The 21,374-nt window shown below is 67.8% G+C and carries 19 protein-coding genes; 10 read left to right on the plus strand and 9 right to left on the minus strand.

The features are described 5' to 3' along the window. Positions 1-2: 2 nt before the first annotated feature. Together deoC and deoD are read right to left on the minus strand one after the other, a co-directional pair. A complete protein-coding gene (deoC, locus tag ACJMKZ_RS01440) occupies positions 3-932 on the minus strand; it encodes a deoxyribose-phosphate aldolase (protein ID WP_405231409.1) in 930 nt (309 codons plus the stop codon). After that, complete coding sequence (deoD, locus tag ACJMKZ_RS01445) at positions 929-1,648, minus strand: purine-nucleoside phosphorylase (protein WP_405231410.1); 720 nt, start codon at positions 1,646-1,648, stop codon at positions 929-931. Before deoD ends, deoC begins: the two co-directional genes overlap by 4 nt. 128 nt (positions 1,649-1,776) lie before the next feature. On the opposite strand from deoD, the gene ACJMKZ_RS01450 reads away from it, so the two are divergent. The 4 genes from ACJMKZ_RS01450 (at position 1,777) to ACJMKZ_RS01465 (ending at position 6,623) form a co-directional block, all read left to right on the plus strand. Continuing rightward, the gene (locus ACJMKZ_RS01450; RefSeq protein WP_405231411.1) at positions 1,777-2,112 is read left to right on the plus strand and encodes a cupin domain-containing protein; all 336 of its coding nucleotides are present in this window, start codon (positions 1,777-1,779) and stop codon (positions 2,110-2,112) included. Between the two features lie 131 nt (positions 2,113-2,243). Next, the gene (locus ACJMKZ_RS01455) at positions 2,244-4,487 is read left to right on the plus strand and encodes a TonB-dependent receptor (RefSeq protein ID WP_405231412.1); all 2,244 of its coding nucleotides are present in this window, start codon (positions 2,244-2,246) and stop codon (positions 4,485-4,487) included. A 101-nt stretch (positions 4,488-4,588) separates the two neighbouring features. Next, the gene (locus ACJMKZ_RS01460) at positions 4,589-5,539 is read left to right on the plus strand and encodes a hypothetical protein (RefSeq protein ID WP_405231413.1); all 951 of its coding nucleotides are present in this window, start codon (positions 4,589-4,591) and stop codon (positions 5,537-5,539) included. After that, complete coding sequence (locus tag ACJMKZ_RS01465) at positions 5,496-6,623, plus strand: endonuclease/exonuclease/phosphatase family protein (protein ID WP_405231414.1); 1,128 nt, start codon at positions 5,496-5,498, stop codon at positions 6,621-6,623. The genes ACJMKZ_RS01460 and ACJMKZ_RS01465 overlap by 44 nt, the downstream gene beginning before the upstream one ends. 379 nt (positions 6,624-7,002) lie before the next feature. On the opposite strand, the gene ppa is transcribed toward ACJMKZ_RS01465, so the two are convergent. Next, positions 7,003-7,548 (minus strand): inorganic diphosphatase, encoded by a 546-nt coding sequence (gene ppa / locus ACJMKZ_RS01470; RefSeq protein WP_405231415.1) that lies wholly within the window; start codon positions 7,546-7,548, stop codon positions 7,003-7,005. 99 nt (positions 7,549-7,647) lie between these two features. Here ppa and ACJMKZ_RS01475 point away from each other — a divergent pair, with 99 nt between their 5' ends. From ACJMKZ_RS01475 to ACJMKZ_RS01485, 3 genes are all read left to right on the plus strand, one after another. Further along, the gene (locus ACJMKZ_RS01475) at positions 7,648-9,399 is read left to right on the plus strand and encodes a SulP family inorganic anion transporter (protein ID WP_405231416.1); all 1,752 of its coding nucleotides are present in this window, start codon (positions 7,648-7,650) and stop codon (positions 9,397-9,399) included. 79 nt (positions 9,400-9,478) lie between these two features. Then, a complete protein-coding gene (locus ACJMKZ_RS01480; RefSeq protein WP_405231417.1) occupies positions 9,479-10,339 on the plus strand; it encodes a 5'-nucleotidase, lipoprotein e(P4) family in 861 nt (286 codons plus the stop codon). A 29-nt stretch (positions 10,340-10,368) separates the two neighbouring features. Then, the gene (locus ACJMKZ_RS01485; RefSeq protein WP_405231418.1) at positions 10,369-10,770 is read left to right on the plus strand and encodes a cytidine deaminase; all 402 of its coding nucleotides are present in this window, start codon (positions 10,369-10,371) and stop codon (positions 10,768-10,770) included. Here the strand turns inward: ACJMKZ_RS01485 and ACJMKZ_RS01490 are convergent. From ACJMKZ_RS01490 to add, 3 genes are read right to left on the minus strand one after another with little or no spacing between them, the layout of a single operon-like run. Further along, complete coding sequence (locus ACJMKZ_RS01490) at positions 10,756-11,982, minus strand: NupC/NupG family nucleoside CNT transporter (protein WP_405231419.1); 1,227 nt, start codon at positions 11,980-11,982, stop codon at positions 10,756-10,758. The genes ACJMKZ_RS01485 and ACJMKZ_RS01490 overlap by 15 nt on opposite strands. 28 nt (positions 11,983-12,010) lie before the next feature. After that, entirely contained in the window at positions 12,011-13,336 is a 1,326-nt protein-coding gene (deoA, locus tag ACJMKZ_RS01495; protein WP_405231420.1) for a thymidine phosphorylase, read from the minus strand. 28 nt (positions 13,337-13,364) lie between these two features. Further along, a complete protein-coding gene (add, locus tag ACJMKZ_RS01500; protein ID WP_405231421.1) occupies positions 13,365-14,450 on the minus strand; it encodes an adenosine deaminase in 1,086 nt (361 codons plus the stop codon). Positions 14,451-14,531: 81 nt separating this feature from the next. On the opposite strand from add, the gene ACJMKZ_RS01505 reads away from it, so the two are divergent. Then, positions 14,532-16,001, plus strand: coding sequence for an amidohydrolase family protein (locus ACJMKZ_RS01505; protein ID WP_405231422.1), 1,470 nt, complete (start codon positions 14,532-14,534; stop codon positions 15,999-16,001). 161 nt (positions 16,002-16,162) lie between these two features. Here ACJMKZ_RS01505 and ACJMKZ_RS01510 read toward each other — a convergent pair whose 3' ends face one another. The 3 genes from ACJMKZ_RS01510 to ACJMKZ_RS01520 are packed head-to-tail and all read right to left on the minus strand — an operon-like array spanning position 16,163 to position 19,274. After that, positions 16,163-17,395: a phosphopentomutase gene (locus ACJMKZ_RS01510; protein ID WP_405231423.1), complete on the minus strand. Its 1,233-nt coding sequence runs from the start codon at positions 17,393-17,395 to the stop codon at positions 16,163-16,165. 46 nt (positions 17,396-17,441) lie between these two features. Beyond that, positions 17,442-18,668, minus strand: coding sequence for a NupC/NupG family nucleoside CNT transporter (locus tag ACJMKZ_RS01515; RefSeq protein ID WP_405231424.1), 1,227 nt, complete (start codon positions 18,666-18,668; stop codon positions 17,442-17,444). Positions 18,669-18,686: 18 nt separating this feature from the next. After that, a complete protein-coding gene (locus ACJMKZ_RS01520; RefSeq protein WP_405231425.1) occupies positions 18,687-19,274 on the minus strand; it encodes a thymidine kinase in 588 nt (195 codons plus the stop codon). Positions 19,275-19,470: 196 nt separating this feature from the next. Here ACJMKZ_RS01520 and upp point away from each other — a divergent pair, with 196 nt between their 5' ends. Next, a complete protein-coding gene (upp, locus tag ACJMKZ_RS01525; protein ID WP_405231426.1) occupies positions 19,471-20,091 on the plus strand; it encodes a uracil phosphoribosyltransferase in 621 nt (206 codons plus the stop codon). 311 nt (positions 20,092-20,402) lie between these two features. Beyond that, entirely contained in the window at positions 20,403-21,341 is a 939-nt protein-coding gene (locus tag ACJMKZ_RS01530; RefSeq protein ID WP_405231427.1) for a hypothetical protein, read from the plus strand. The last annotated feature ends 33 nt before the right edge of the window (positions 21,342-21,374 follow it).

A 21,374-nucleotide genomic window follows, 5' to 3' on the forward strand; every position in this document is an offset into this window, starting at 1 on the left:
GGTCAGTCCTTCGAGAAGTAGTCGGCGGATTGATAGACGCCGGTCCGTTGCTTGACGAGCTGCATCAGCACGTCGTTCGCGAGGCTGCTCGCACCGAAGCGGAACCACTCCTTCGTGAGCCACGCCTCGCCGAGGGTCTCGCGCAGCATCACCAGGTAGTGCACCGCCAGCTTGGCCTTCGAGATGCCGCCGGCGGGCTTCATGCCGACCATGCGGCCGGTCTCGCGGTGGTAGTCACGGATCGCCTGCAGCATGGTGAGGGTGACCTCCATGGTGGCGGCCGGCTGGATCTTGCCGGTGGAGGTCTTGATGAAGTCGGCGCCCGCATGCATGGCCAGCACGCTCGCCTGACGCACCCGGTCGAGGGTGCCCAGCTCGCCGGTCTCGAGGATCACCTTCAGGTGCGCCGGGCCGCAGGCCTCCTTCACCGCGGCGATCTCGTCGAACACCCGCCGGTAATCGCCGGCCAGGAAGGCGCCGCGGGAGATCACCATGTCGATCTCGTCGGCACCTTCCTCCACGGCCATGCGGGTCTCGGCGAGACGGATATCCATGAACGACATGCCGCTGGGGAATGCGGTGGCCACGGCGGCGACGGCGATGTCCGTGCCGGTGAGCGCCCGTTTCGCCACGCCGATCATCGTCGGGTAGACGCAGACGGCGGCGACGTGGGGCAGGTCGGGCAGGGTGTCGTGCAGGTGGATCGCCTTCTGGCACAGCTGGCGCACCTTGCCGGGCGTGTCCTGGCCCTCGAGCGTGGTCAGGTCGATCATCGAAAGCACGAGTTTCAGGGCCTCCACCTTGGAGGCCGTCTTGATGCTGCGGGTGCGGAAGCGGGCCGCCCGCTCGGCCACGCCGACCTCGTCCACGCGGGGTACCCGTGAGAGGTCGGGCAGTGCCGGTCCGGTCGCTTTTGCTGCGCGCCGGCTCATTGGGCCTGGACCGAGACGGCGGTATCCAGCGCGATACGTATCATCTCGTCGAAGGTGGTCTGGCGCTCGTCGGCGGTGAGGGCGTCGCCGGAGCGGATGTCGTCGCTGACGGTACAGATGGCCAGCGCCTCCACGTCGTGCTCGGCGGCCAGCGCATACATGCCGGCGGCCTCCATCTCCACGCCGTAGACGTTGTAGCGCTCCATCACATCGAACATCTCCGGCTCGGGCGTGTAGAAGAGGTCGGCCGAGAACAGATTGCCCACGTGATGCCGGACGCCGTGCTCGCGGGCGGTCGCCACCGCGCGTTGCAGCAGCGCGTAGCTCGCGATCGGGGCATAGTCGTGGCCGCCGAAACGCATCCGGTTCACGCTGGAGTCCGTGCAGGCGCCCATGCCGATCACCACGTCCCGCAGCCGGACGTCGGGATGGACCGAACCGCAGCTGCCTACCCGGATCAGCCGCTTCGCACCGTACTCGGTGATGAGCTCGCTCGCATAAATGGATGCGGACGGGATGCCCATGCCGTGCGCCATGACGGAAACGGGCCGTCCCTCGTAGCTGCCCGTGTAGCCCCACATGTTGCGCACGTCGGTGACGCGGTCGGCACCGTCCAGGTAGGTCTCCGCGATGTACTGCGCCCGCAGCGGATCGCCTGGCATGAGGATGGTCTCGGCGAAATCGCCCGGCCGGGCGTTGATGTGCTTGGCTGCCATGGCTTCCTGAGCGGCGTGGGGATGCTCGTGGGTGATCGTTGCTGATCGTTTATGGGACGAGCGGGTATTCTAGCGCAGGCGGTCGGCCCTTGTTGATGGCGTGCCCGCCGCCTCAGGAGATTATCGCCATGCCCGAAGAAGTCTGGACCGAAGAACGCTGCTTCATCACCGAACTCCTGAATGACGCAAGCGTGCCGGACGTCTCGCTGGCGCGATGCCGCGTCGAGCCGGGCGTCACCACTCAGCGGCATCGTCTCTCGGTGCGGGAATGGTACGTGGTGGAGCAGGGCCGCGGCCTGATGGAAGTGGGCGATCGTGAGCCCCGTCCCATCGGGCCCGGCGACGTGGTGGAGATCCCGGCCGACTGCGCGCAGCGGGTGACCAATACGGGCGCCGGGCATCTCGTGTTCCAGTGCGTCTGCCTGCCCCGGTTCACGCCCGGCTGCTACCAGTCGCTGGAGTGATTGCCGCGAGGCGCGGGAATCTGTCGGATTTCTGCAACAAATCGGAAACGACGGCACAGAAAGCCTACCGTTCCGCGTCACAACTACGTAAGATTCGCCCTACCTATCCCCGCCCCTCCAAGGAGAACAAGATGCGTGGCAGAAAACCGACATTCCTCGATGGCGCACTGCCGGCCCGCCGGCTCTGCGTGCTGGCGCTCGCGAGCCTGATAGCGCTGCCCGCGCTGCCGGCTACGGCGCTGGCCCAGGACGACAGCGTCCTCGAGGAGATCGTGGTCACGGCGCAGCGACGTGAAGAAAATCTGCAGGAGGTGCCGATCTCGGTTTCCACCCTGTCCGGCGCGCGCTTCGAGAACCTGTTCGACGCCGGCGAGGACATCCGCGCCCTCGCGACGCGGGTGCCCAGCCTTTACGCCGAGTCGTCCAACGGCCGACTGGCGCCGCGGTTCTACCTGCGCGGCCTCGGCAATACCGACTTCGACCTGGCGGCCTCCCAGTCCGTGTCCATCATCATGGACGAGGTGGTGCAGGAGAACGTCATCCTGAAGAGCTTCCCGCTGTTCGACGTCGAGCGCGTGGAAGTCCTGCGCGGGCCGCAGGGCACGCTGTTCGGCCGCAACACGCCGGCCGGCATCATCAAGTTCGATACCCGCAAGCCCACCGACGAGACCGAGGGCCGGGTCGACCTGTCCTACGGCCGCTACGGTTCTACCGTGGTCGACGCCGCCGTCGGCGGTCCGCTGGCGGACAATCTCTCGGTCCGCGCGTCCATGCTGTACATGAACCGGGACGACTGGATCTCGAACGCCTTCACCGAGGAAGACGACGTCATGGGCGGCTTCGAGGACCTCGCCTACCGGCTGCAGGCCCTGTGGCAGATCACGGACAACCTGAGCGCGCTCGCCAATGTGCATGGCCGCACGATGAATGGCACGGCTTCGGTGTTCCGCGCCAATATCCTCGGCCCGGGCAGCAACGACCTGAACGTCAATTTCGACCGCGATACCGTGTTCTTCGACGAGGGTAACAACAACCCGCAGGAAGCCGAGGCGCTGGGCGGCTCGCTGAAGCTCGAATGGGACGTGAGCGACACGATGACGGTGACCTCCATCACCGCGCATGAGACGGTGGAGAACCGCAGCCTGGGTGACATCGACGGCGGTTTCGGTGCCGTCTTCCTGCCGTTCCAGGGCCCCTGTCCTCCGGGCAGCGATCCCGCCACGGACGTGTGTATCCCGTTCCCGTCCCAGACTCAGGACGGCATCGATAACCTGGATCAGTTCACCCAGGAGATCCGGGTGGCCGCGGACGCGAGCGATCGCCTGTTCTGGCAGGCCGGCTTCTTCTACTTCGATTCGGAATTCGCCGTCACGACCTTCCCGTTCTTCGTGCCGCCGACCACGGTCGCCCACGAGAACACCTCCTGGGCCGTGTTCGGTCACGTGAGCTACGACATCAGCGACGTCTGGAACATCACCGGCGGCGTGCGTTACACCGACGACGAGAAGGACCTGTTCTCCGCCGGCGTCACACCGGTGAATGTCTCCGACGAGCAGGTGAGCTGGGACGTGAGTCTGAGCTACGCGCTGAGCGACGACGTGAACCTGTACGGCCGCCTGGCGAATGGCTTCCGGGCGCCCACCATCCAGGGCCGCGACATCGCCTTCGGCGCGCCGCCGTCTTCTGCCGACTCCGAGACGATCACCTCCATCGAGGGTGGCTTCAAGTCCACGCTGCTGGGTGACCGCCTGCGCCTGAATGCCGCGATCTACTATTACGAGATCGAAGACCAGCAGTTCTCGGCCATCGGCGGCGCCGGCAACCTGATCCAGCTGGTGAACGCCGACACCGGCACCGGCACCGGCATCGACGTGGATGCGGAGTGGCTGGCGACGGACAACCTGAGCTTCACCGCCGGCTTCAGCTGGAACGATACCGAGATCGAGGACTCCGAGCTGCGGGTCGCGCCCTGCGGCTCCGGTCTGTGCACCGTGCTCGATCCGCTGGACGGCAACGGCAACGCCATCGTCGACGGCAACCCGTTCCCGCAGGCGCCGGAGACCATGCTGAACTTCACGGCCCGCTACACGGTGCCGGTGGGGGACGATGCCGAGTTCTTCGCCTACACCGACTGGGCCTACCAGGGTGACACGAACTTCTTCCTGTACGAGTCCGCCGAGTTCTCCTCCGAGGACACCTTCGAGGGCGGCGTGAAGTTCGGTTACGGCAAGATCGACGGTTCCTGGGAAGTGGCGATCTTCGGCCGCAACATCACGGACGAGGAGAACGTGAAGGGCGGCATCGATTTCAACAACCTGACCGGCTTCGTCAACGAGCCGAGGATCTGGGGCGTGTCGTTCAGCGCCAACTTCTAGCGCCGACACCGTGCCGCCGCTCCGGCGGCGGCCGTCCCGAACTGCGAAGCCCGGCGCGAGCGCCGGGCTTCTTCTTTTCCGGCGGCCGGATTCCTGCGACTATGCCGCGCATGCTGCCTGCCGCCCGCCTCGCCATATCCGTTCTCGTGCCCGCCGTGCTCGTCGCGGCCTGTTCGCGCGAGACGCCACCCGCCGCACCGTCCGGCGCAGGCTACGTGCGGGCGGCGGTGGCGGGCACCCTGCGGTCGCCGGCCATCGTGGAGGCCAGCGGCCTCGCCCATTCCCGCCGTCGGCCGGACCTGCTGTGGGTCATCAACGACGGCGGGGAAGAGCCCGTGCTGCACGCGGTGACGCCGGACGGAGAGGCGCTGGGGGCCGTCCGCGTCGCCGGCGCCGAGAACCGGGATTGGGAAGACCTGGCGGCCTTCAGCTATGAGGGCTCGACCTGGCTGCTCGTCGCAGACATCGGTGACAACGGCGGCATTCGCGATCACCTGACCCTGTACGTCGTGCCGGAGCCGGATCCGGCCGACGGCGAGGTCGCGCCCGCCTGGACCGTCCGCTACACCTATCCGGACGGTCCCCACGACACCGAGGCGGTGGCCGTGGACGGCGACGCCGGACGCATCTACGTGCTGACGAAGCGTACCGAGCCGGCGGAACTGCACGCGCTGCCGCTGCGCCCGGCGGCATCCGCCGCGGTGCTCACCTCCACGCTCGTGGCGGGCGTCGACACGCTGCCCGGCCGGGAGGAGGCGGTGGGCCTGCTGGCTGCGGCGGTGCCCTACCACTGGCAGCCCACGGGTATGGATATCGCCGCCGACGGCAGCGCCGTCGTCATACTGACGTACGCCGACGTCTATTATTATCCGCGGCGGCCGGACGAGACGTGGGTCGATGCGCTGGCGCGCGAGCCGCTACCGCTGGGCATGCCGCTGGTCCCGATCGCCGAGGCCGTCGCCTTCGACGGACGCGGCCGCTCCCTGTTCATCACCGCGGAAGGAAGACATGCACCGCTGCTCAGATTCGACCCCGAACCGCACGCCGACTGATTTCGGCATCCTGGCCCTCGCGGGCCTCGTGCTGCTGCTGTTGCAGGCCTGCGCCCGGCCCGCCGGCGAGGCGGACGCACCGTCCTCGGCGCCCGACTCCGCGCCGCCGGCGGAGACCGTGACGCTGATGACTTTCAACGTCGAGAATCTGTTCGATACCGAGGACGATCCGGGCAAGAACGACCGCACCTATCTGCCCATCGAGGCGAAGCGCAATCAGGGACATCGCGCGGCCTGCGCGAAGATCGATAATCCCTACTGGCGCGACCAGTGCCTGAACTGGGACTGGGACGAGAAGGTGCTGGAGCGCAAGCTCGCAGCGGTGGCCGCGGCGATCCTGCAGGTAGACAACGGCAGGGGCCCGGATATCGTCGCGCTGCAGGAGGTGGAGAACATCCGCATCCTCGAACGGCTGCGCACCGGGTACCTGCAGGACGCCGGTTATCGGGCCGGCATCCTGGTCGAGGGCGCGGACGACCGCGGCATCGACGTGGCCTTCCTGAGCCGGCTGGAGGCGGTCGGCGAGCCCGAGCTGCACGCCATCCCGTTCCGCGGCTTCCCGGCGGAGCGCATCGCCGATACCCGGGGCATCCTCGAGGCCACCTTCCGCCTGCCGGACGGCACGCTGCTGACCGGCTACTCGGTTCATTTTCCGGCGCCCTATCACCCCCACGAGATGCGCATCCAGGCCTACCGCTTCCTGACGGAACTGCGCCAGTCCCTGCCAGCCGGCCGACCCGCATTTGCCGCGGGGGACTTCAACACGCCCGGCGACGAGGACCGGGAGGAGGGGATGCTGGAGCGTTTCGTGAGACCCGCCTGGAAGGTGGCCCACGAGGCTGGCTGCCCCGGCTTCTGCCCGGGCACCCATTACTACTCGCGCGGGGAGAGCTGGTCCTTCCTCGACATGATCCTTTGGTCCGGCGGCGACGCCGGCTGGCAGCTGGTACCCGACTCCGCGCGGCTGGCGAACCGCACCCCGGCGCAGATGACGCGGGAAGGCCATCCGCGCCGATTCCGCATGCCGGAAGCGGAGGGAGTGAGCGACCACCTGCCGCTGGTGGTCGACATCGCGAAGCGCTGACGCCGTGTAGGAGGGCCTTCAGGCCCGATGTCGTTCTATCTGCGTTGGCCCATCATCGGGTGGGTAAGGGTCGCGGGGACGCTCAGTCGGACGTCCTGTCCTCCTTCGCTCCGGCCAGGCCTCCTTCCCGCCGTCCTGGCTCCAGTCGGCCCGGACGACCCCGCAACCCTTGCCCACCCGCTGACGGACCCGTAGCCGATAGGCTCGGCACCAGTCAGCAGGCGCCACTGATCGGCAGATCCTCCCGGCCACCGCGAGCACGGCCGTCATGCGGGGGTATCCATCGCCGCGACCTTTTGTCGGGAGCAAGATGGATGCCCTCGCAGGGCGGCCGGAGAAGAAGGGTCCGGGTGAGAAGAGATCGGGCCTGAAGGCCCTCCTACGTGGTTGGGGGGGCGGGTTTCTTGGCGGCCTCTATGGCTTCCATGACCGTGCGGCGCGCGGCCTCGGCGTTCTCCCAGCCGACGACCCTCACCCATTTGTCTTTCTCCAGCGCCTTGTACTCCTCGAAGAAGTGGCTGATGCGCTCCACCAGGATGCTCGGCAGGTCGGTGTATTCGTCCACCTCGTCGTAGAAGCGGGTCAGCCGCCGAGAGGGTACGGCGAGGATCTTCTCGTCCATGCCGGATTCGTCCTCCATCATCAGCACGCCTACCGGGCGCGCGCCGAGGACGCAGCCGGGGATGAGCGGCCGGTTGCCCACGCACATGACGTCCACCGGGTCGCCGTCGTCGGACAGGGTGTGCGGGATGAAACCGTAGTTGCACGGATAGTGCATGGCGGTATAGAGGAAGCGGTCGACGAACAGGGCGGAACTCGCCTTCTCCATCTCGTATTTGATGGGGTCGCTGCCCCGCGGGACCTCGATGATAACGTTCACTTCGTGCGGCGGATCGACGCCGATGGGGATGTTGTCGATGTTCATGGCGATCTGCCTCGCGAAGGTATATCGTGACCCGGGCACTCTAACGGACACGCCGCCCGCCGGGTAGCCATGCGTGTGTAATTTGCCGGACAGTTCGATTTGACGGACGATCGTGATGGAATCCGTGATGGAGACAGGACCGGGGACCGTAGCTCACCGACGCCCGCCGCGGATCGAAGTTCGCTGCTGAAGCTGTTCCTGCCCTCCGCCGGATCGATTCGACCGGCTCTCGCGAACCCCGGACAACTGCGCAACGACCTCTTCGGCGGTCTGACCGCCGCCGTCGTCGCGCTGCCGCTCGCTCTTGCCTTCGGTGTCGCGTCGGGCGCGGGGCCGATGGCCGGGCTGTACGGCGCGATCGCCACGGGGTTCTTCGCGGCCCTGTTCGGCGGCGTCGGCGCCCAGATTTCCGGCCCGACGGGGCCGATGACCGTGGTGATGGCGGCGGTCGTCGCCAGTCATTCCCAGAATCTCGCCGAAGCCTTCACGATCGTCATGCTGGGCGGGATCATCCAGATGCTGTTCGGCATGCTGCGTGTCGGGCGCTACGTCGAGCACACCCCTTACTCGGTTATCTCCGGATTCATGACCGGTATCGGCGTCATCATCCTGATCATTCAGATTCCGCCGTTTCTCGGCATGCCCGCGTCGACGGAAGGCGTTGCCGGAACGTTGCGATCGCTCGCGGCCACGGGTCTGTCGTCTGCCGACGCCGCGGCGCTGATCATCGCCGTGGCCTCGCTGTCGCTGCTCGTGCTCTGGCCGGCCCGCCTGGGCGCCCTCCTGCCGGCGCCTCTGGGGGTGCTGGTCCTCGGCACGCTGGCAGCCGTCACTTTCGCGTCCGGCATCCCGCGCATCGGTGAGATTCCGTCGGGCCTGCCGTCGCTCGTGGTGCCGACCGTGTCGGGCGAGGCGCTCCCCGAGGTCGTCCAGGCCGCCTTTGTCCTCGCGCTGCTCGGCTCCATCGATACGCTGCTCACCGCGCTGGTGGCCGATTCCATCGGCCGGACCCGGCACGACCCGGACAAGGAACTGGTCGGCCAGGGCATCGGTAACCTGGCCGCGGGGCTGATCGGCGGGCTCCCCGGTGCCGGTGCCACGATGCGCACCGTCGTCAATCTGCGCGCGGGCGGTCGCACGCCGATCTCCGGGATGCTGCACGGCGTGGTGCTATTGGCATTCGCGCTGGGGCTCGGACCCCTCGTCGCGAAAGTGCCGCACGCCGTGCTTGCCGCCATCCTGATGAAAGTGGGATGGGACATCATCGACTGGGGTTATCTGCGCCGGCTCCGCAGGGCGCCGCGCGACAAATTCCTGGTGATGCTGATCACCTTCATGCTGACGGTGTTCGTGGACCTGATCACGGCGGTCGCCGTCGGCATCATCATTGCGAGCTTCGTCACATCCAGGCGGCTGGCGGCGGAGCAGATCAAGGGCCTGAGGCGCTCGGCCGATGCGGACGAGCTGGACCATCTGAGCGATGCCGAGAGGAGCCTGCTGCGGGAGGCCGGCGGCGACGTTCTGGTGACGATCCTGACGGGCACGTTCTCCTACGCCTCCGCCCGCGAGCTGAGCCGCCGCGCGGGCCTGGTATCCGGTAACCCCCGGGTTGCCGTCTACGATTTCTCCCAGGCCGGCTATATCGATACCAGTGCCGCCCTGGCCATCGAGGAGATGATCGAGCTGTCCCGTTCCGGCGGCCAGACGGTGCTGGTGAGCGGTCTGACGGGAGAGGCGATGCGGACGCTGGACGGCCTGCGCGCGCTGGAACGGGTACCCGAGGCGCAGCGATTCGAGCATCGGCAGGATGCCATCGCCGCGGCGGTGTCACTCTGCCGGGGCTCCCGCTGAGCCGCCGCCGGCGCCGGTGTCGGTCCGCGAGCGACCGAGGCATAATCGTGCCTCACGCAATGCCGAGGATACTGCCGATATGATCCCCACGAGCCGCTCGTCACGCTTTTCCCTGCGTCGCCTGCACGCCGTACTCGTCGCCGTCACGTTCGGCGTCACGACCGGCTGCGTCTCCGTGGAAGTGGAGGAGAAGAGCGAGCCGGCCGCCGAGGTCGAGCGGCCCGAACTCGCGGTGCGCTGGGTGACCGAGAGCGCCGAGTACCACGCGCTGAGCCGCCAGGTGTACCGGACGGCGGGCGCCGCGCTCGACGCCGTGATCGCCGACGAGGACTGGTCGGCGCTGCCGTCGCATCCGGCGGATGCGTCCCTGCCGCCCGCCATCATTCTGGACGTGGACGAGACCGTGCTGGACAACTCCCCGTTCCAGATCCTGCTGGGCGACAAGCCTTTCAACCGGAAGGACTGGGACCAGTGGGTGGCGCGGGCGCAGGCGGACGCCGTGCCGGGCGTGGTCACGTTCCTCGAGCAGGCCCGGCAGGCCGGCGTGACGGTGTTCCTGGTCACCAACCGGGACTGCATGCGGCGGCCGGGCTCCGACGACCGTTGTCCGCAGGAGGACGATACGCTCGACAACCTGCGGCGGGTCGGTCTGCAGTTCGACGCGGAGCACCTGATGCTGAGCAACGAGCGGCCGGAATGGACCGACGAGAAGAAGGTGCGCCGGGAGTACGTGGCCCGGGATCACCGGGTCATCATGCTGTTCGGCGACGACCTCGGCGACTTCCTCGACTGTGTACGCTCGCGGGTGATCGCGCCCTGCGAACGCCCGGCCACGGCCGCCGAGCGCCTGCGCATGGTGCGCGAGCACGACGAGTACTGGGGCCGGGGCTGGTTCGTCCTGCCGAACCCCATGTACGGCTCGTGGGCCTCGGCGCGCTAGTCGGGCGCGCCAGGAGCGGACGCCTGCCGATGACGGAATGGTCCGAACTGATGGATGGCGCGCTGGCGGTTCGCGAGCACGCCCACGCGCCGTATTCCGGCTATCGTGTGGGCGCGGCCGTGATGGACGAGGCCGGCCGGGTGCATGCGGGCTGCAACGTCGAGAACGCGGCGTACCCGGAGGGCTTGTGCGCCGAGGCCGGTGCCATCGCCGCCATGGTCGCCGCGGGCGGGCGGCGCATCCGGGCCATTGCAGTGGCCGGCGGCCACGACACCCCCGGCGCCTGCACGCCCTGCGGCGGCTGCCGGCAGAAGATCCGCGAGTTTGCGGATGCCGACACCCGCATCGTGCTGCTGGACGGCGCCGGCGCCACGGTGAGCTACGGCATCGACGACCTGCTGCCCTATTCCTTCCTGCTACAGACCGATTAGCACGCTCGCGAGCGCCGCGCTCATCAGGTTCGACAGCGAACCCGCGGCCACGGCCCTGAGGCCGAAGCGGGCGATCAGGTCCCGCTTCTCCGGCACCAGGCTGCCGAGGCCGCCCAGCAGGATGGCGATGGACGAGAGGTTGGCGAAGCCGCACAGCGAGAAGGTGATCACGGCTTGGGCGCGCGGGCTGAGGCCTTCCACCAGCTCCCGGTAGTGCAGGAAGGCGACGAACTCGTTCAGGATCAGCTTCTCGCCGAACAGCGCGCCGGCCACCTGGGCCTCCTCCCAGGGCACGCTCAGCAGGAACATCAGCGGCCCGAAGACCCAGCCGAGCATGTCCTGCAGCGTCAGCGCCTCGACGCCGGCAAGGCCGCCGAGCCAGCCGACGAAGCCGTTGAACATGGCGATCAGGGCCACGAAGGCGAGCAGCATGGCGGCGATGTTCACCGCCAGTTTCAGGCCGTCCTGGGCGCCGACGGCGGCGGCCATGATCACGTTCTCGTAATGGCTGGTGCCGGCTTCCACCTTCGGCGTCTCGCCGGGCTCCTCACGCTCGCCGGGCTCGTCCGGGATGATGAGCTTCGCCATCAGCAGGCCGCCGGGTGCGGCCATGAAGCTGGCCGCGAGCAGGTATTCGAGCTTCGCCCCCATGGATGCGTAGGCGAACAGCACGGTACCGGCGACGGAGGCCAGCCCCGAGACCATGATGGCGAAGAACTGGGGCTCGGTCAGGCCGCGCAGATACGGCCGCACCACCAGCGGCGCCTCGGTCTGGCCGACGAAGATGTTGGCCGCGGCGTTTAGCGACTCCACCGACTGGGTGCCGATGATGCGCCGGAGCGCGCCGCCAACCAGCCGCACGACCCACTGCATGACGCCGACGTGATAGAGCACGGCCATCAGCGAGGCGAAGAAGATGATGATGGGCAGCACGTTGATGGCGAACGAGAGGTTCTCGTAGTCGGTGGCGAGCTTGCCGAAGACCATATCGATGCCGGCGCCGGAATAGCCGATGACGGTCCACACCCCGTTCGAAAGCGACTGGATCAGCTGTTTGCCGAATGGCAGGTACAGCACGAAGGCGGCGACGCCCGCCTGCAGCGCGAAGGCGGCGCCGACCACGCGCAGGTTGATCGCCCGCCGGTTGGTCGATAGCAGCACGGCGATGCCGAGGATAACGGCCATGCCGACGAAGCTGATCCAGATGCCCATCCGGTTCTCCTGTGTGTCGCCCGGGGATTCAGCCGGCGGGCAGCCGGCCGCGGATCACCGGCTGCGGCGCCGGAGCTGTGTCTTCTACGGTGCACGCGGCGCGCAGGTTGGCAACCGCGCGGTCGGCGTCTTCCTCGCTGGCGGCGTGGACTAATGCCAGCGGCGTCTCGTCCGGTCCCACCCGTGTGCCCGTCGGCGCCACCGCCGCGAAGCCCACGGACAGATCCAGGGTGTCTTCCACCCGCCGGCGTCCGCCGCCCAGTTCGATGATGGCGTTGCCCACGGCCCGTGCGTCGACGGCGGCCAGATAGCCGTCCTGCCCGGCGCGGATCTCGCGCACGACCGGTGCCGCGGGCAGATAGTGGTCGCTGCGTTCGAGGAAGTCGGACGGACCGCCGAGGGCGGAGACCATGCCGGCGAACTTCTCGGCGGCGCGGCCCGAGGCGACCGCCTCGTCGGCCATGGCGAGCGCCGCGTCCCGGTCGCCCGCGAGGCCGGTCAGGTGCAGCATCTCGGCGGACAGCGCCAGCACGACCTCGTCCAGGCGCGCCTCGCGCTCGCCGCCCGTGAGATAGGCCACGGACTCGGCCATCTCCAGGGCGTTGCCGGCCGTGAGGCCCAGGGTCTCGTTCATGTCCGTGATGAGCGCCCGGGTGGGCAGCCCGGCGCGCTCCGCCGTCGCGATGATGCTCTCCGCGAGCGCGTGTGCATCGTCCAGCTCGGCCATGAAGGCGCCGGTGCCCCATTTCACGTCCATCATCAGGCCCTGGTTCCCGGCCGCGATCTTCTTCGACAGGATCGAGGCGGTGATCAGCGGTATGGATTCCACCGTCGCGGTGATGTCGCGGATGGCGTAGAAGCGCCGGTCAGCCGGCGCCAGGTCCGCCGTCTGGCCGATGATGGCGCAGCCGACCTCTGCCACGACCTTTCTGAAGCGATCGAGGTCCGGCGTCGATTCGTAGCCCGGGATGCTGTCGATCTTGTCCAGCGTACCGCCGCTGTGGCCGAGGCCGCGGCCGGAGATCATCGGTACGTAACCGCCGCAGGCGGCGACGATGGGCGCCAGCAGGAAGCTCACCTTGTCGCCGACACCGCCGGTGGAGTGCTTGTCCGCCACCGGGCCGCCGAGGGCGTCCGCATCCCATTCCAGCATGGTGCCGGAGGCCGCCATGCGGCTGGTCAGCTCCGCCGCCTCGTCGAACTCCATGCCGCGCAGGAAGACGGCCATGGCCAGCGCGGAGACCTGCTCGGCGGGGATGCTGCCGTCGGCGAGGCCGGCGACGAAGAACGCGATCTGTTCCGCGGAGAGGCTGCCGCCGTCGCGTTTCCTGCGGATGACGTTGGTCATTAACATGACGATGGCACCGTATGTAGGAGGGCCTTCAGGCCCGATTCCCCTCGCGGTCGGGCCTCGAGGAATCGGGGGTGGAGGAATCGGGCCTGAAGGCCCTCCTACCCTGGTTTATCGGGCGGGGCCAGACGCGGGCCTTTTCCGCTTCCGGGATGAAGCTCTTCGCCGCGGCCAGGTCGTTCAGGCGCTCGAACTCCGCGCGGGTGTAGTCCTGCTCTTCTGCCAGGATGCGGTATTCGTGGCAGAGGTCGATGCCGAAGAGTCCCGGGTCGTCGGAGTTGATGGACACCGGCACGCCGGCCTCCATCAGCCGGCGGATCGGATGTTCGGCGGTGGAGGGCACGGCGCTGGTCAGCCAGTTGCTGGTGGGGCAGACCTCCAGCAGCACGTCGCGTTCGATGACGAACTCCATCACCGCCGGGTCGCGGACGATGTGGATGCCGTGGCCGATGCGCTCGGCGCCGAGCACCTCGATGGCGTCGCGGACCTGCTGCGCGGCGTCCGGCGTGGGCTCCTCGCCCGCATGGGTGGTGAAGTGCAGACCGGCGACGCGGGCCTTCTCCACCAGCGGCAGGAAACGCGCCTGGTTGCCGTCGTCGTGATCGGCCATGTCCAGTCCCACGAAGGTGTCGCTGCACTCGACGATGAAGTCCGCCGTGTAGGCGGCCCGAACATCGCTCAGGGTCTTCTGGATGATGCCGATGAGCCCGGTGGCAACGGGCAGGTTACGGGCGCGCTCGAGCCCGGCGACAATCGCCCGGTGGATGCGCTCGAAATCGAGATGCGGATGGGCGGCGGCGATGAAGTCGGGCGAGTAGCGGAGTTCGAAGATGCGGATGCCCTGGTCGGCCGCGTATTCCACGGCCTCGTAGGCGAGCCGCTCGATGATCTCCTCGTTCGCCCACACCGACTGGATGTTGGCGAACGCGCGCAGCGCGGTCTCGAGGTCCTGCAGCGGTTCAGTGAGCAGCCATTCCCGGCGGAATGCCGCCTCGTCGGCGGGCACCTCGCGGCCGAGTGCCGTGGCCACCTCGCGCAGGGTGCCGGGACGCACGCAGGCCTCCAGGTGGCAGTGCAGTTCCGCCTTCGGCAGGGCGGCGATCTCTTCCGGACTCATCCCGGCGGCCGCCTGTTATCATTCCGCGCACGCCATGCGGCACCCCTGCACGCACAGTCCATGCACGACCCGGTAGAAACCATGACGAAACCCGATCGATACCCCGACATCCGACGCTCCCTCGCATTGTTGTTGCTGGCGGCGCTGGCCGCCGCCGGTTGCAGCCCGGAAGCGCCGGCAGAGCGTAGCACATCGGTCGGCGAGGATCGGGCCCCGGTGGACCTGATCGTGGCCGGCGACTACGTCGTGGCCATGGACGACGACTGGACGCTCATCGAGGACGGCGCCGTCGCCGTCGCCGACGGGCGCATCGTCGCGGTGGACACCGCGGAGGCGGTGGACGCGGCCTACGCGGCCGCCGAGCGCATCGCCGGCGACAATCGGGTGGTGATGCCCGGGCTCATCAACGGCCACACCCACGCGGCCATGAGCCTGCTGCGGGGCATCGCCGACGACTACGCCCTGATGGACTGGCTGAACAATTACATCTTCCCCGCCGAGGTCGCCTTCGTCGATGCCGAGTTCGTGCGCATCGGCACCGAGCTCGCCTGCTGGGAGATGATCCGCGGCGGCACCACCATGTTTGTGGACATGTACTACTACCCGGACACCATCGCGGCGGTGGTCGAGTCCTGCGGGCTGCGGGCCATGGTCACGACCGCCGTGCTCGACCAGAGGACGCCGGACGCCGAGGGCGCGGGCGACGCGCTGGCGAAAGGCATCGAATACATCAAGCGCTGGCAGGGACGCTCCGAGCGTATCACTCCCGCGTTCGGTCCCCACTCGAACTACACCCTGAAGCCCGAGCATCTCGCGGCGGTCCGCGACGCGGCCCAGCAACTCGGCGTGCCGATGAGCATCCACCTGTCCGAGTCGCCGTTCGAGGTGGAGATGACCCGCGAAAACTACGGCACCACCACCATCAGCATGCTGGAAGAGATGGACTTCTTTGCCGTGAAGACCATCGGCGCCCACGTCGTGTGGCCGCAGCCGGAGGAGATCCCGGTGCTGGTGGAGCGGAGAGTCGGCGCCATCCACAACCCGACCTCCAACATGAAGACCGCCGCCGGCGTGTCTCCGGTGACGGAGATGCTCGCCGCCGGAGTGCTGATGGGCCTCGGCACCGACGGCGCCGCCAGCAACAACGACCTGGACATGTGGGAGGAGATGCGTCTCGCGGCCTTCCTGCAGAAGGTGGAGGAGATGGACCCCCAGGCGCTGCCTGCCGAAGCGGTGCTGCGCATGGCGACCTCCGGCGGCGCGGAGGCCATCGGCATGGGCGAGGAGATCGGCAGCCTGGAGCCGGGCAAGCGCGCCGACATCATCCAGGTCTCCTTCGACGACGTGCACTTCGTGCCCACCTACGACGTCACCTCCCACCTGGTGTATGTGGCCGACGAGCAGGACGTGGTCACCACCATCGTCGAGGGCAAGGTGCTGATGCGCGACCGTGAGATCCTGACCATCGACACGGAACGTGTGACCAGGGAAGCCGACGCGCTGGCTGCGAAGATCACCGCCGGCCTGGTCGAACGCCAGCAGAACCGGTAGGAGGGCCTGCAGGCCCGATCAATCGCGGCTGAAGCCGCTCCTAACTGGCAGCGCCTGCACGCCACCGCGAGCACGGCCGCCATGCGGGGGTATCCATCGCCGCGACCTTTTGTCGGGAGCAAGATGAATACCCCCGCAGGGCGGCCAGGAAAGAAAGGGACTCAGGGCAGGAAGCTCTCGCCGTAGTCCATCGGTTCCAGCCCGAAGTAGCCGGCCAGCGTCTGCCCGATGTCGGCGAAGGTCGCGCGCTCGCCGAGCGGGCCGGCGGCGAGGCCGGCGCCGGTCGCCAGTACCGGGATGTGCTCGCGCGTGTGGTCCGAGCCCTGCCAGGTGGGGTCGCAGCCGTGATCGGCGCAGAGGACGACCAGGTCGTCGTCATTCAGGCCTTTATTGTCCAGGGCCTCCAGCAGCTCCGGCAACCGGGCATCGAAGGCCTCCAGCGCGGTGGCGTAGCCGAGCGCGTTGCGGCGGTGGCCGTACACCATGTCGAAATCCACGAAGTTGGTGAAGACGATGCTGCGCTCCGGCGCCGCCGCCACCGCCTCCAGCGTGGCGTCGAACAGCGCGTCGTTGCCGTTGGCCTTCACTTTCCGGGTGATGCCCTGGTGAGCGAAGATGTCCGCGATCTTGCCCACGCTCACCACCTCGCCGCCGGCGTCCACGAGCTTGTCGAGCACCGTGGGCGCGTGGGGTGGCGTCGTGTAGTCGCGCCGGTTGCCGGTGCGCTGAAAGGTGTCTGCGCTGTCGCCGACGAAGGGCCGGGCGATGACCCGGCCGATGCGGTACTCGTCCACCAGTTCCCGTGCGATCTCCGAGAGTGCCAGCAGACGCTCCAGCCCGAAGGACTCCTCGTGGGCTGCGATCTGGAACACGCTGTCGGCCGAGGTATAGACGATGGGCTTGCCGGTGGCCATGTGCTCCTCGCCGAGCCGGGCGATGATCTCCGTGCCGGAGGCGTGGCAGTTGCCCAGCATGCCGGGCAGGTCGCCGCGCCGGATCAGGGCGTCCAGCAGCTCCGGCGGGAAGGTGTTCTCCCGCGCGGTGAAATAGCCCCAGTCGAACAGCACGGGGACGCCGGTGATCTCCCAGTGGCCGCTGGGCGTGTCCTTGCCGCTGGACAGTTCCTTCGCGTAACCCCAGGCGCCCCCCACCGAGTCCGGCAGCTCGCAGCCGGCCGGTACGGCGCCGGTGCTCGCCTTGGCCGCATGCATGAGGCCCAGACGGGCGAGGTTAGGCAGGGCCAGCGGCCCGCTGCGCTCGCCGGCTTCGGCCGCCGCCACGCAGGCGCGGGCGATGCTGCCCAGCGTGTCCGCGCCGGTGTCGCCGTAGCGCTCCGCGTCGTCGGTGGCGCCGATGCCGAAGGAGTCCAGTACCAGGATGATTGCGCGTCTCATGATTCTTCCGTGCCGATGCGTCGATGCCCCGGTGCCCCGATGGCCTTCAGGCACCCAGTGAGTAGAACAGCCCGGCCAGCACCGCGCTCATCATGTTGGCCAGCGTCGCGGTCAGCACGGCCTTCAGCCCGAAGCGCGCAATGTCGTGCCGGCGGGCCGGGACAATACTGCCGAGCCCTCCGAGCAGGATAGCGATGGAGGTCAGATTCGCAAAGCCGCACAGCGCGAAGGTGACCACCGTCTGGGCGTGGGTGGACAGCTCGTCCTTGATCTGCACGAAGTTCGCGTAGGCATAGAATTCGTTGATGACGAGCTTCTGGCCGATCAGGCTGCCCGCCGCCGGGGCCTCGGCCCAGGGGATGCCGAGCAGGAACGCGAGCGGGGCGAACAGCCAGCCGAGGATCTGCTGCAGGGTCAGGCCCTCGTAGCCGGCCAGCCCCGCGACGCCCCCGATCAGCCCGTTCAGCAGCGCGATCATCGCCACGAAGGCGAGCAGCATGGCGCCGACATTCAGCGCCAGCTTCAGGCCGAGCAACGCGCCGTTGCCGATGGCTTCGAAGACGTTGACCGGCTTCTCGTCCTCCTCCACCGGGCCCACCGCGATCTCCGCCTCCCGCGCGTGGGCCTCGGGCATGACGATCTTGGCCATGGCGAGGCCGCCCGGCGCCGCCATGAAGCTCGCCGTGATCAGGTAGTTCAGATCCACCCCCATGGAGGCATAGGCGGCCATCACGGCGCCGGCGATGGTGGCGCAGCCGCCGGTCATCACGGCGAACAGCTCCGAGCGGGTCATGCCGGCGAGATAGGGTTTCACGACCAGCGGCGCCTCGGTGTGGCCCACGAAGATGTTGGAGACCGCCGACATGGACTCCGTGCGCGTGGTGCCGAGCAGGCGCTGCAACCAGCCGCCCAGCAGTGAGACGACCCGCTGCATGATGCCGAGGTAGTAGAGCAGCGACATCAGCGCCGAGAAGAAGACGATCACCGGCAGCACGTTCACGGCGATGGTGAAGCCGAGGCTCTCGGTGGTGCGGGCGCCGAACACGAACTCGATGCCCTCGTTGCCGTAGTCGATCACGTTCTGCACGCCCCGGACCAGGCCGGCCAGGGCGCCGCGCCCGGGCGGGAAGTAGATGACGAGGGCCGCGATGGCCACCTGCAGGCCCAGCGCGATGCCGACGGTACGCAGCCTGATGCGCCGCCGGTCCTCCGACATCAGGACGGCGAGCACGAGCAGGGTGGCGATGCCGGTTAGGGCGGTGAGGAACTGCATGGCGGGAGCGGCGGCGGGTCAGTCGCCGCCGGCGTAGAAGCGTTCCTTGAAGTGCCGGCGGCACATCGAGACGTAGCGGTCGTTGCCGCCGATCTCCACCTGGGAGCCCTCGGTGACCGCGCGGCCCTCGCCGTCGAGGCGGATGACCATCGTGGCCTTGCTGCCGCAATGGCAGATGGCCTTTATCTCCTTCAGATTATCGGCCCAGGCCAGCAGATACTTGCTGCCCTCGAACGGCTCGCCCTGGAAGTCCGTCCTGAGCCCGTAGGCGAGCACGGGGATGCCCAGCCGGTCCGTGACCTCGCTCAGTTCGAAGACCTGCTGCCGGGTGAGAAACTGGGCCTCGTCGATCAGCACGCAATGCAGGGGCCGCTCGCGGTGTTCGCGCTCGACGGTGGCGAACAGGTCGTCGTCCGTGCGGAAGGTGAGGGCGTCGGTCTCCAGGCCGATGCGAGAGGTGACGCGGCCCACCCCGTAGCGGTCGTCGAGTTCCGGCGCCAGCACGAGCGTGTGCATGCCCCGCTCCCGATAGTTGTAGCTGGACTGCAGCAGCGAGGTCGATTTGCCGGCGTTCATCGACGAATAATAGAAATAAAGCTTGGCCATGGCTGCGGGGCTCGCGGTGAGACGCCGCTAGTTTACCGGCATCCCCAGCCAGTCAGAAATCGCCGGCCCGAAATCGCCGCCTGCCGCTGCCGGGTGGGGACGGGCGGAGGCGGTATAATCCCCGCCGACCCCGAATTATCATTCCGAGCGGCCATTCCGAGCGGCCATTCCGCGCAACCAACGACGAGGCCTGCCCATGTACGTCGAAGTGGATCACCCCTGCATCCAGCACAAGCTCGCCCTGATCCGGAACAAGGACACCGGGCACAAGAAATTCCGCGAACTCACCAACGAGATCACGATGTTCCTCTGCTACGAGGCACTGAAGCAGGTACAGGTCGAGGAGGTGGACGTGGAGACGCCGGTGGCATCGGCTACCTGCAAGCGCATCGCCAACGACATCGTGGTGGTGCCGGTGCTGCGGGCGGGCGTCGGCATGCTGGAGGGGATCCTGGACCTGGTGCCCATCGCCAAGGTCGGCTTCGTGGGCATGCAGCGTGACGAGGAGACGGCGACGCCGGTGGAGTACTACCAGAAGCTGCCCACGTTCCACAAAGACGCGCTGTACATCGTCGTGGACCCCATGCTGGCCACCGGTGGTTCCACCATCGCCACACTGGATCTGCTGAAGGCGGGCGGCGTGGAGAAGATCATCGTGATCTGCATGGTGACCTGTCCGGAGGGTATCGCCGCGGTCGAGAAGACCCATCCGGACGTACAGATCTACACGGCCGCGGTCGACGATCATCTGAACGAGAAGAAATACATCGTCCCCGGTCTGGGGGATGCGGGCGACCGCCTGTACGGCACGATCTGATACCTGTAACCACCCTGCTACAAAGAGCCAACACACCGTAAGCGTACGGACATCGGTCCGATACGACCCTCCCCTATTGTCTCCCTTCACGAGGACCGGCCGCAGTGGCCGGTCGGGACGACTCTCTGGCGCAGGCCGCGGAGATCCTCCGGGCGCTCTTCTGATGAGGGGCGGGAAGATACAAACGGACAACAATTGCCATGCACGGCGACACCGTCCGGATACCTTCCCGCCCTAATCTGGCTCCCATGGACGGGCACACCGCATCGTCCGAGAGAGTGACGACAACCATCGTGAGAGGGAGACGGGAAATGCAGATCGCAGAACAGAATTACGTGACCGATACAGGCCGCTACGCGCGGTGCGTGGATATCTCCAGGCGGGTGCGCTGGGACATCGACGACGACGTCATCCGCGGACGGAGCTTCGATTTCTCGCAGAAGTTCCTGCCGGACGGCCTGTCGCTGGTGGACCGTATGGAGAGTCTGAGCGGCGACGAGAAACGGCTGATCAGCCAGATCCAGGGCCGTTCCTACGCCAATATCTTCGGCCTGGTGGAGCGGTTCATCAACGCCAAGATCCTGGAGGTGAGCCGCGACCACTGGCTGGGCGACCAGACCGCGCTCGAGGCACTGATCCGCTTCAGCGACGAGGAACTGAAGCACCAGGAGCTGTTCCGCCGTATCGAGGGCATGGTGGCCGACGGCATGCCCGAGGGTTACCGCTTCCTGCCGGACCCGAACGACGTGGCGGCCGCCGTGCTCTCCAAGTGCACCTGGGCGGTGCTCGGGCTCACCTGCCACATCGAGCTCTTCACGCAGGCCCACTACCGGCAGAGCATCCGGCCGGATGCAGAGCTCTCCGAGCTGTACAAGGACGTCTTCCTGTACCACTGGAAGGAAGAGTCCCAGCACGCCGTGCTGGACGAGCTGGAGTGGGCCCGCGAGGACGCGAAGCTCTCCGACGCCGAGCGCGACCGGGCAGTGGACGACCTGATCGAACTGGTGGGCGCCGTGGACGGCATCCTGCAGCTCCAGTCCGCGGCGGACACGGCCTATTTCGTGTCGATCTGCGGGCGGGAGGTCGGCGAGACGGAGTACGGGGACCTCGAAGAGGCGATGCTCGCGGCCTATCGCTGGCAGTACATCGTCTCCGGCGTGCAGGAGCCCCGTTTCCAGACGGTGCTGGGCAACCTGGTCAGCGCCGGGCAGATGGCGCGGATCACGGAGGCGCTGGCTCCGCTCATGTAAGCGGCGGCGCCGGCTAACCGGCCAACACGGGCG

Source organism: Lentisalinibacter salinarum (assembly GCF_040706555.1).
Classification (GTDB): domain Bacteria; phylum Pseudomonadota; class Gammaproteobacteria; order Steroidobacterales; family Woeseiaceae; genus Lentisalinibacter; species Lentisalinibacter salinarum.

Bases quoted from the DNA above. Each gene is read 5' to 3' on its own strand.
- deoC (WP_405231409.1), bottom strand. From the start codon at position 932: ATGAGCCGGCGCGCAGCAAAAGCGACCGGACCGGCACTGCCCGACCTC.
- ACJMKZ_RS01450 (WP_405231411.1), top strand. From the start codon at position 1,777: ATGCCCGAAGAAGTCTGGACCGAAGAACGCTGCTTCATCACCGAACTC.
- upp (WP_405231426.1), top strand. From the start codon at position 19,471: ATGTACGTCGAAGTGGATCACCCCTGCATCCAGCACAAGCTCGCCCTG.
- ACJMKZ_RS01530 (WP_405231427.1), top strand. From the start codon at position 20,403: ATGCAGATCGCAGAACAGAATTACGTGACCGATACAGGCCGCTACGCG.
- ACJMKZ_RS01490 (WP_405231419.1), bottom strand. From the start codon at position 11,982: ATGGGCATCTGGATCAGCTTCGTCGGCATGGCCGTTATCCTCGGCATC.
- ACJMKZ_RS01510 (WP_405231423.1), bottom strand. From the start codon at position 17,395: ATGAGACGCGCAATCATCCTGGTACTGGACTCCTTCGGCATCGGCGCC.
- ACJMKZ_RS01480 (WP_405231417.1), top strand. From the start codon at position 9,479: ATGATCCCCACGAGCCGCTCGTCACGCTTTTCCCTGCGTCGCCTGCAC.
- add (WP_405231421.1), bottom strand. From the start codon at position 14,450: ATGAGTCCGGAAGAGATCGCCGCCCTGCCGAAGGCGGAACTGCACTGC.
- ppa (WP_405231415.1), bottom strand. From the start codon at position 7,548: ATGAACATCGACAACATCCCCATCGGCGTCGATCCGCCGCACGAAGTG.
- ACJMKZ_RS01515 (WP_405231424.1), bottom strand. From the start codon at position 18,668: ATGCAGTTCCTCACCGCCCTAACCGGCATCGCCACCCTGCTCGTGCTC.
- ACJMKZ_RS01505 (WP_405231422.1), top strand. From the start codon at position 14,532: ATGACGAAACCCGATCGATACCCCGACATCCGACGCTCCCTCGCATTG.
- ACJMKZ_RS01465 (WP_405231414.1), top strand. From the start codon at position 5,496: ATGCACCGCTGCTCAGATTCGACCCCGAACCGCACGCCGACTGATTTC.
- deoD (WP_405231410.1), bottom strand. From the start codon at position 1,648: ATGGCAGCCAAGCACATCAACGCCCGGCCGGGCGATTTCGCCGAGACC.
- ACJMKZ_RS01460 (WP_405231413.1), top strand. From the start codon at position 4,589: ATGCCGCGCATGCTGCCTGCCGCCCGCCTCGCCATATCCGTTCTCGTG.
- deoA (WP_405231420.1), bottom strand. From the start codon at position 13,336: ATGTTAATGACCAACGTCATCCGCAGGAAACGCGACGGCGGCAGCCTC.
- ACJMKZ_RS01520 (WP_405231425.1), bottom strand. From the start codon at position 19,274: ATGGCCAAGCTTTATTTCTATTATTCGTCGATGAACGCCGGCAAATCG.
- ACJMKZ_RS01485 (WP_405231418.1), top strand. From the start codon at position 10,369: ATGACGGAATGGTCCGAACTGATGGATGGCGCGCTGGCGGTTCGCGAG.
- ACJMKZ_RS01455 (WP_405231412.1), top strand. From the start codon at position 2,244: ATGCGTGGCAGAAAACCGACATTCCTCGATGGCGCACTGCCGGCCCGC.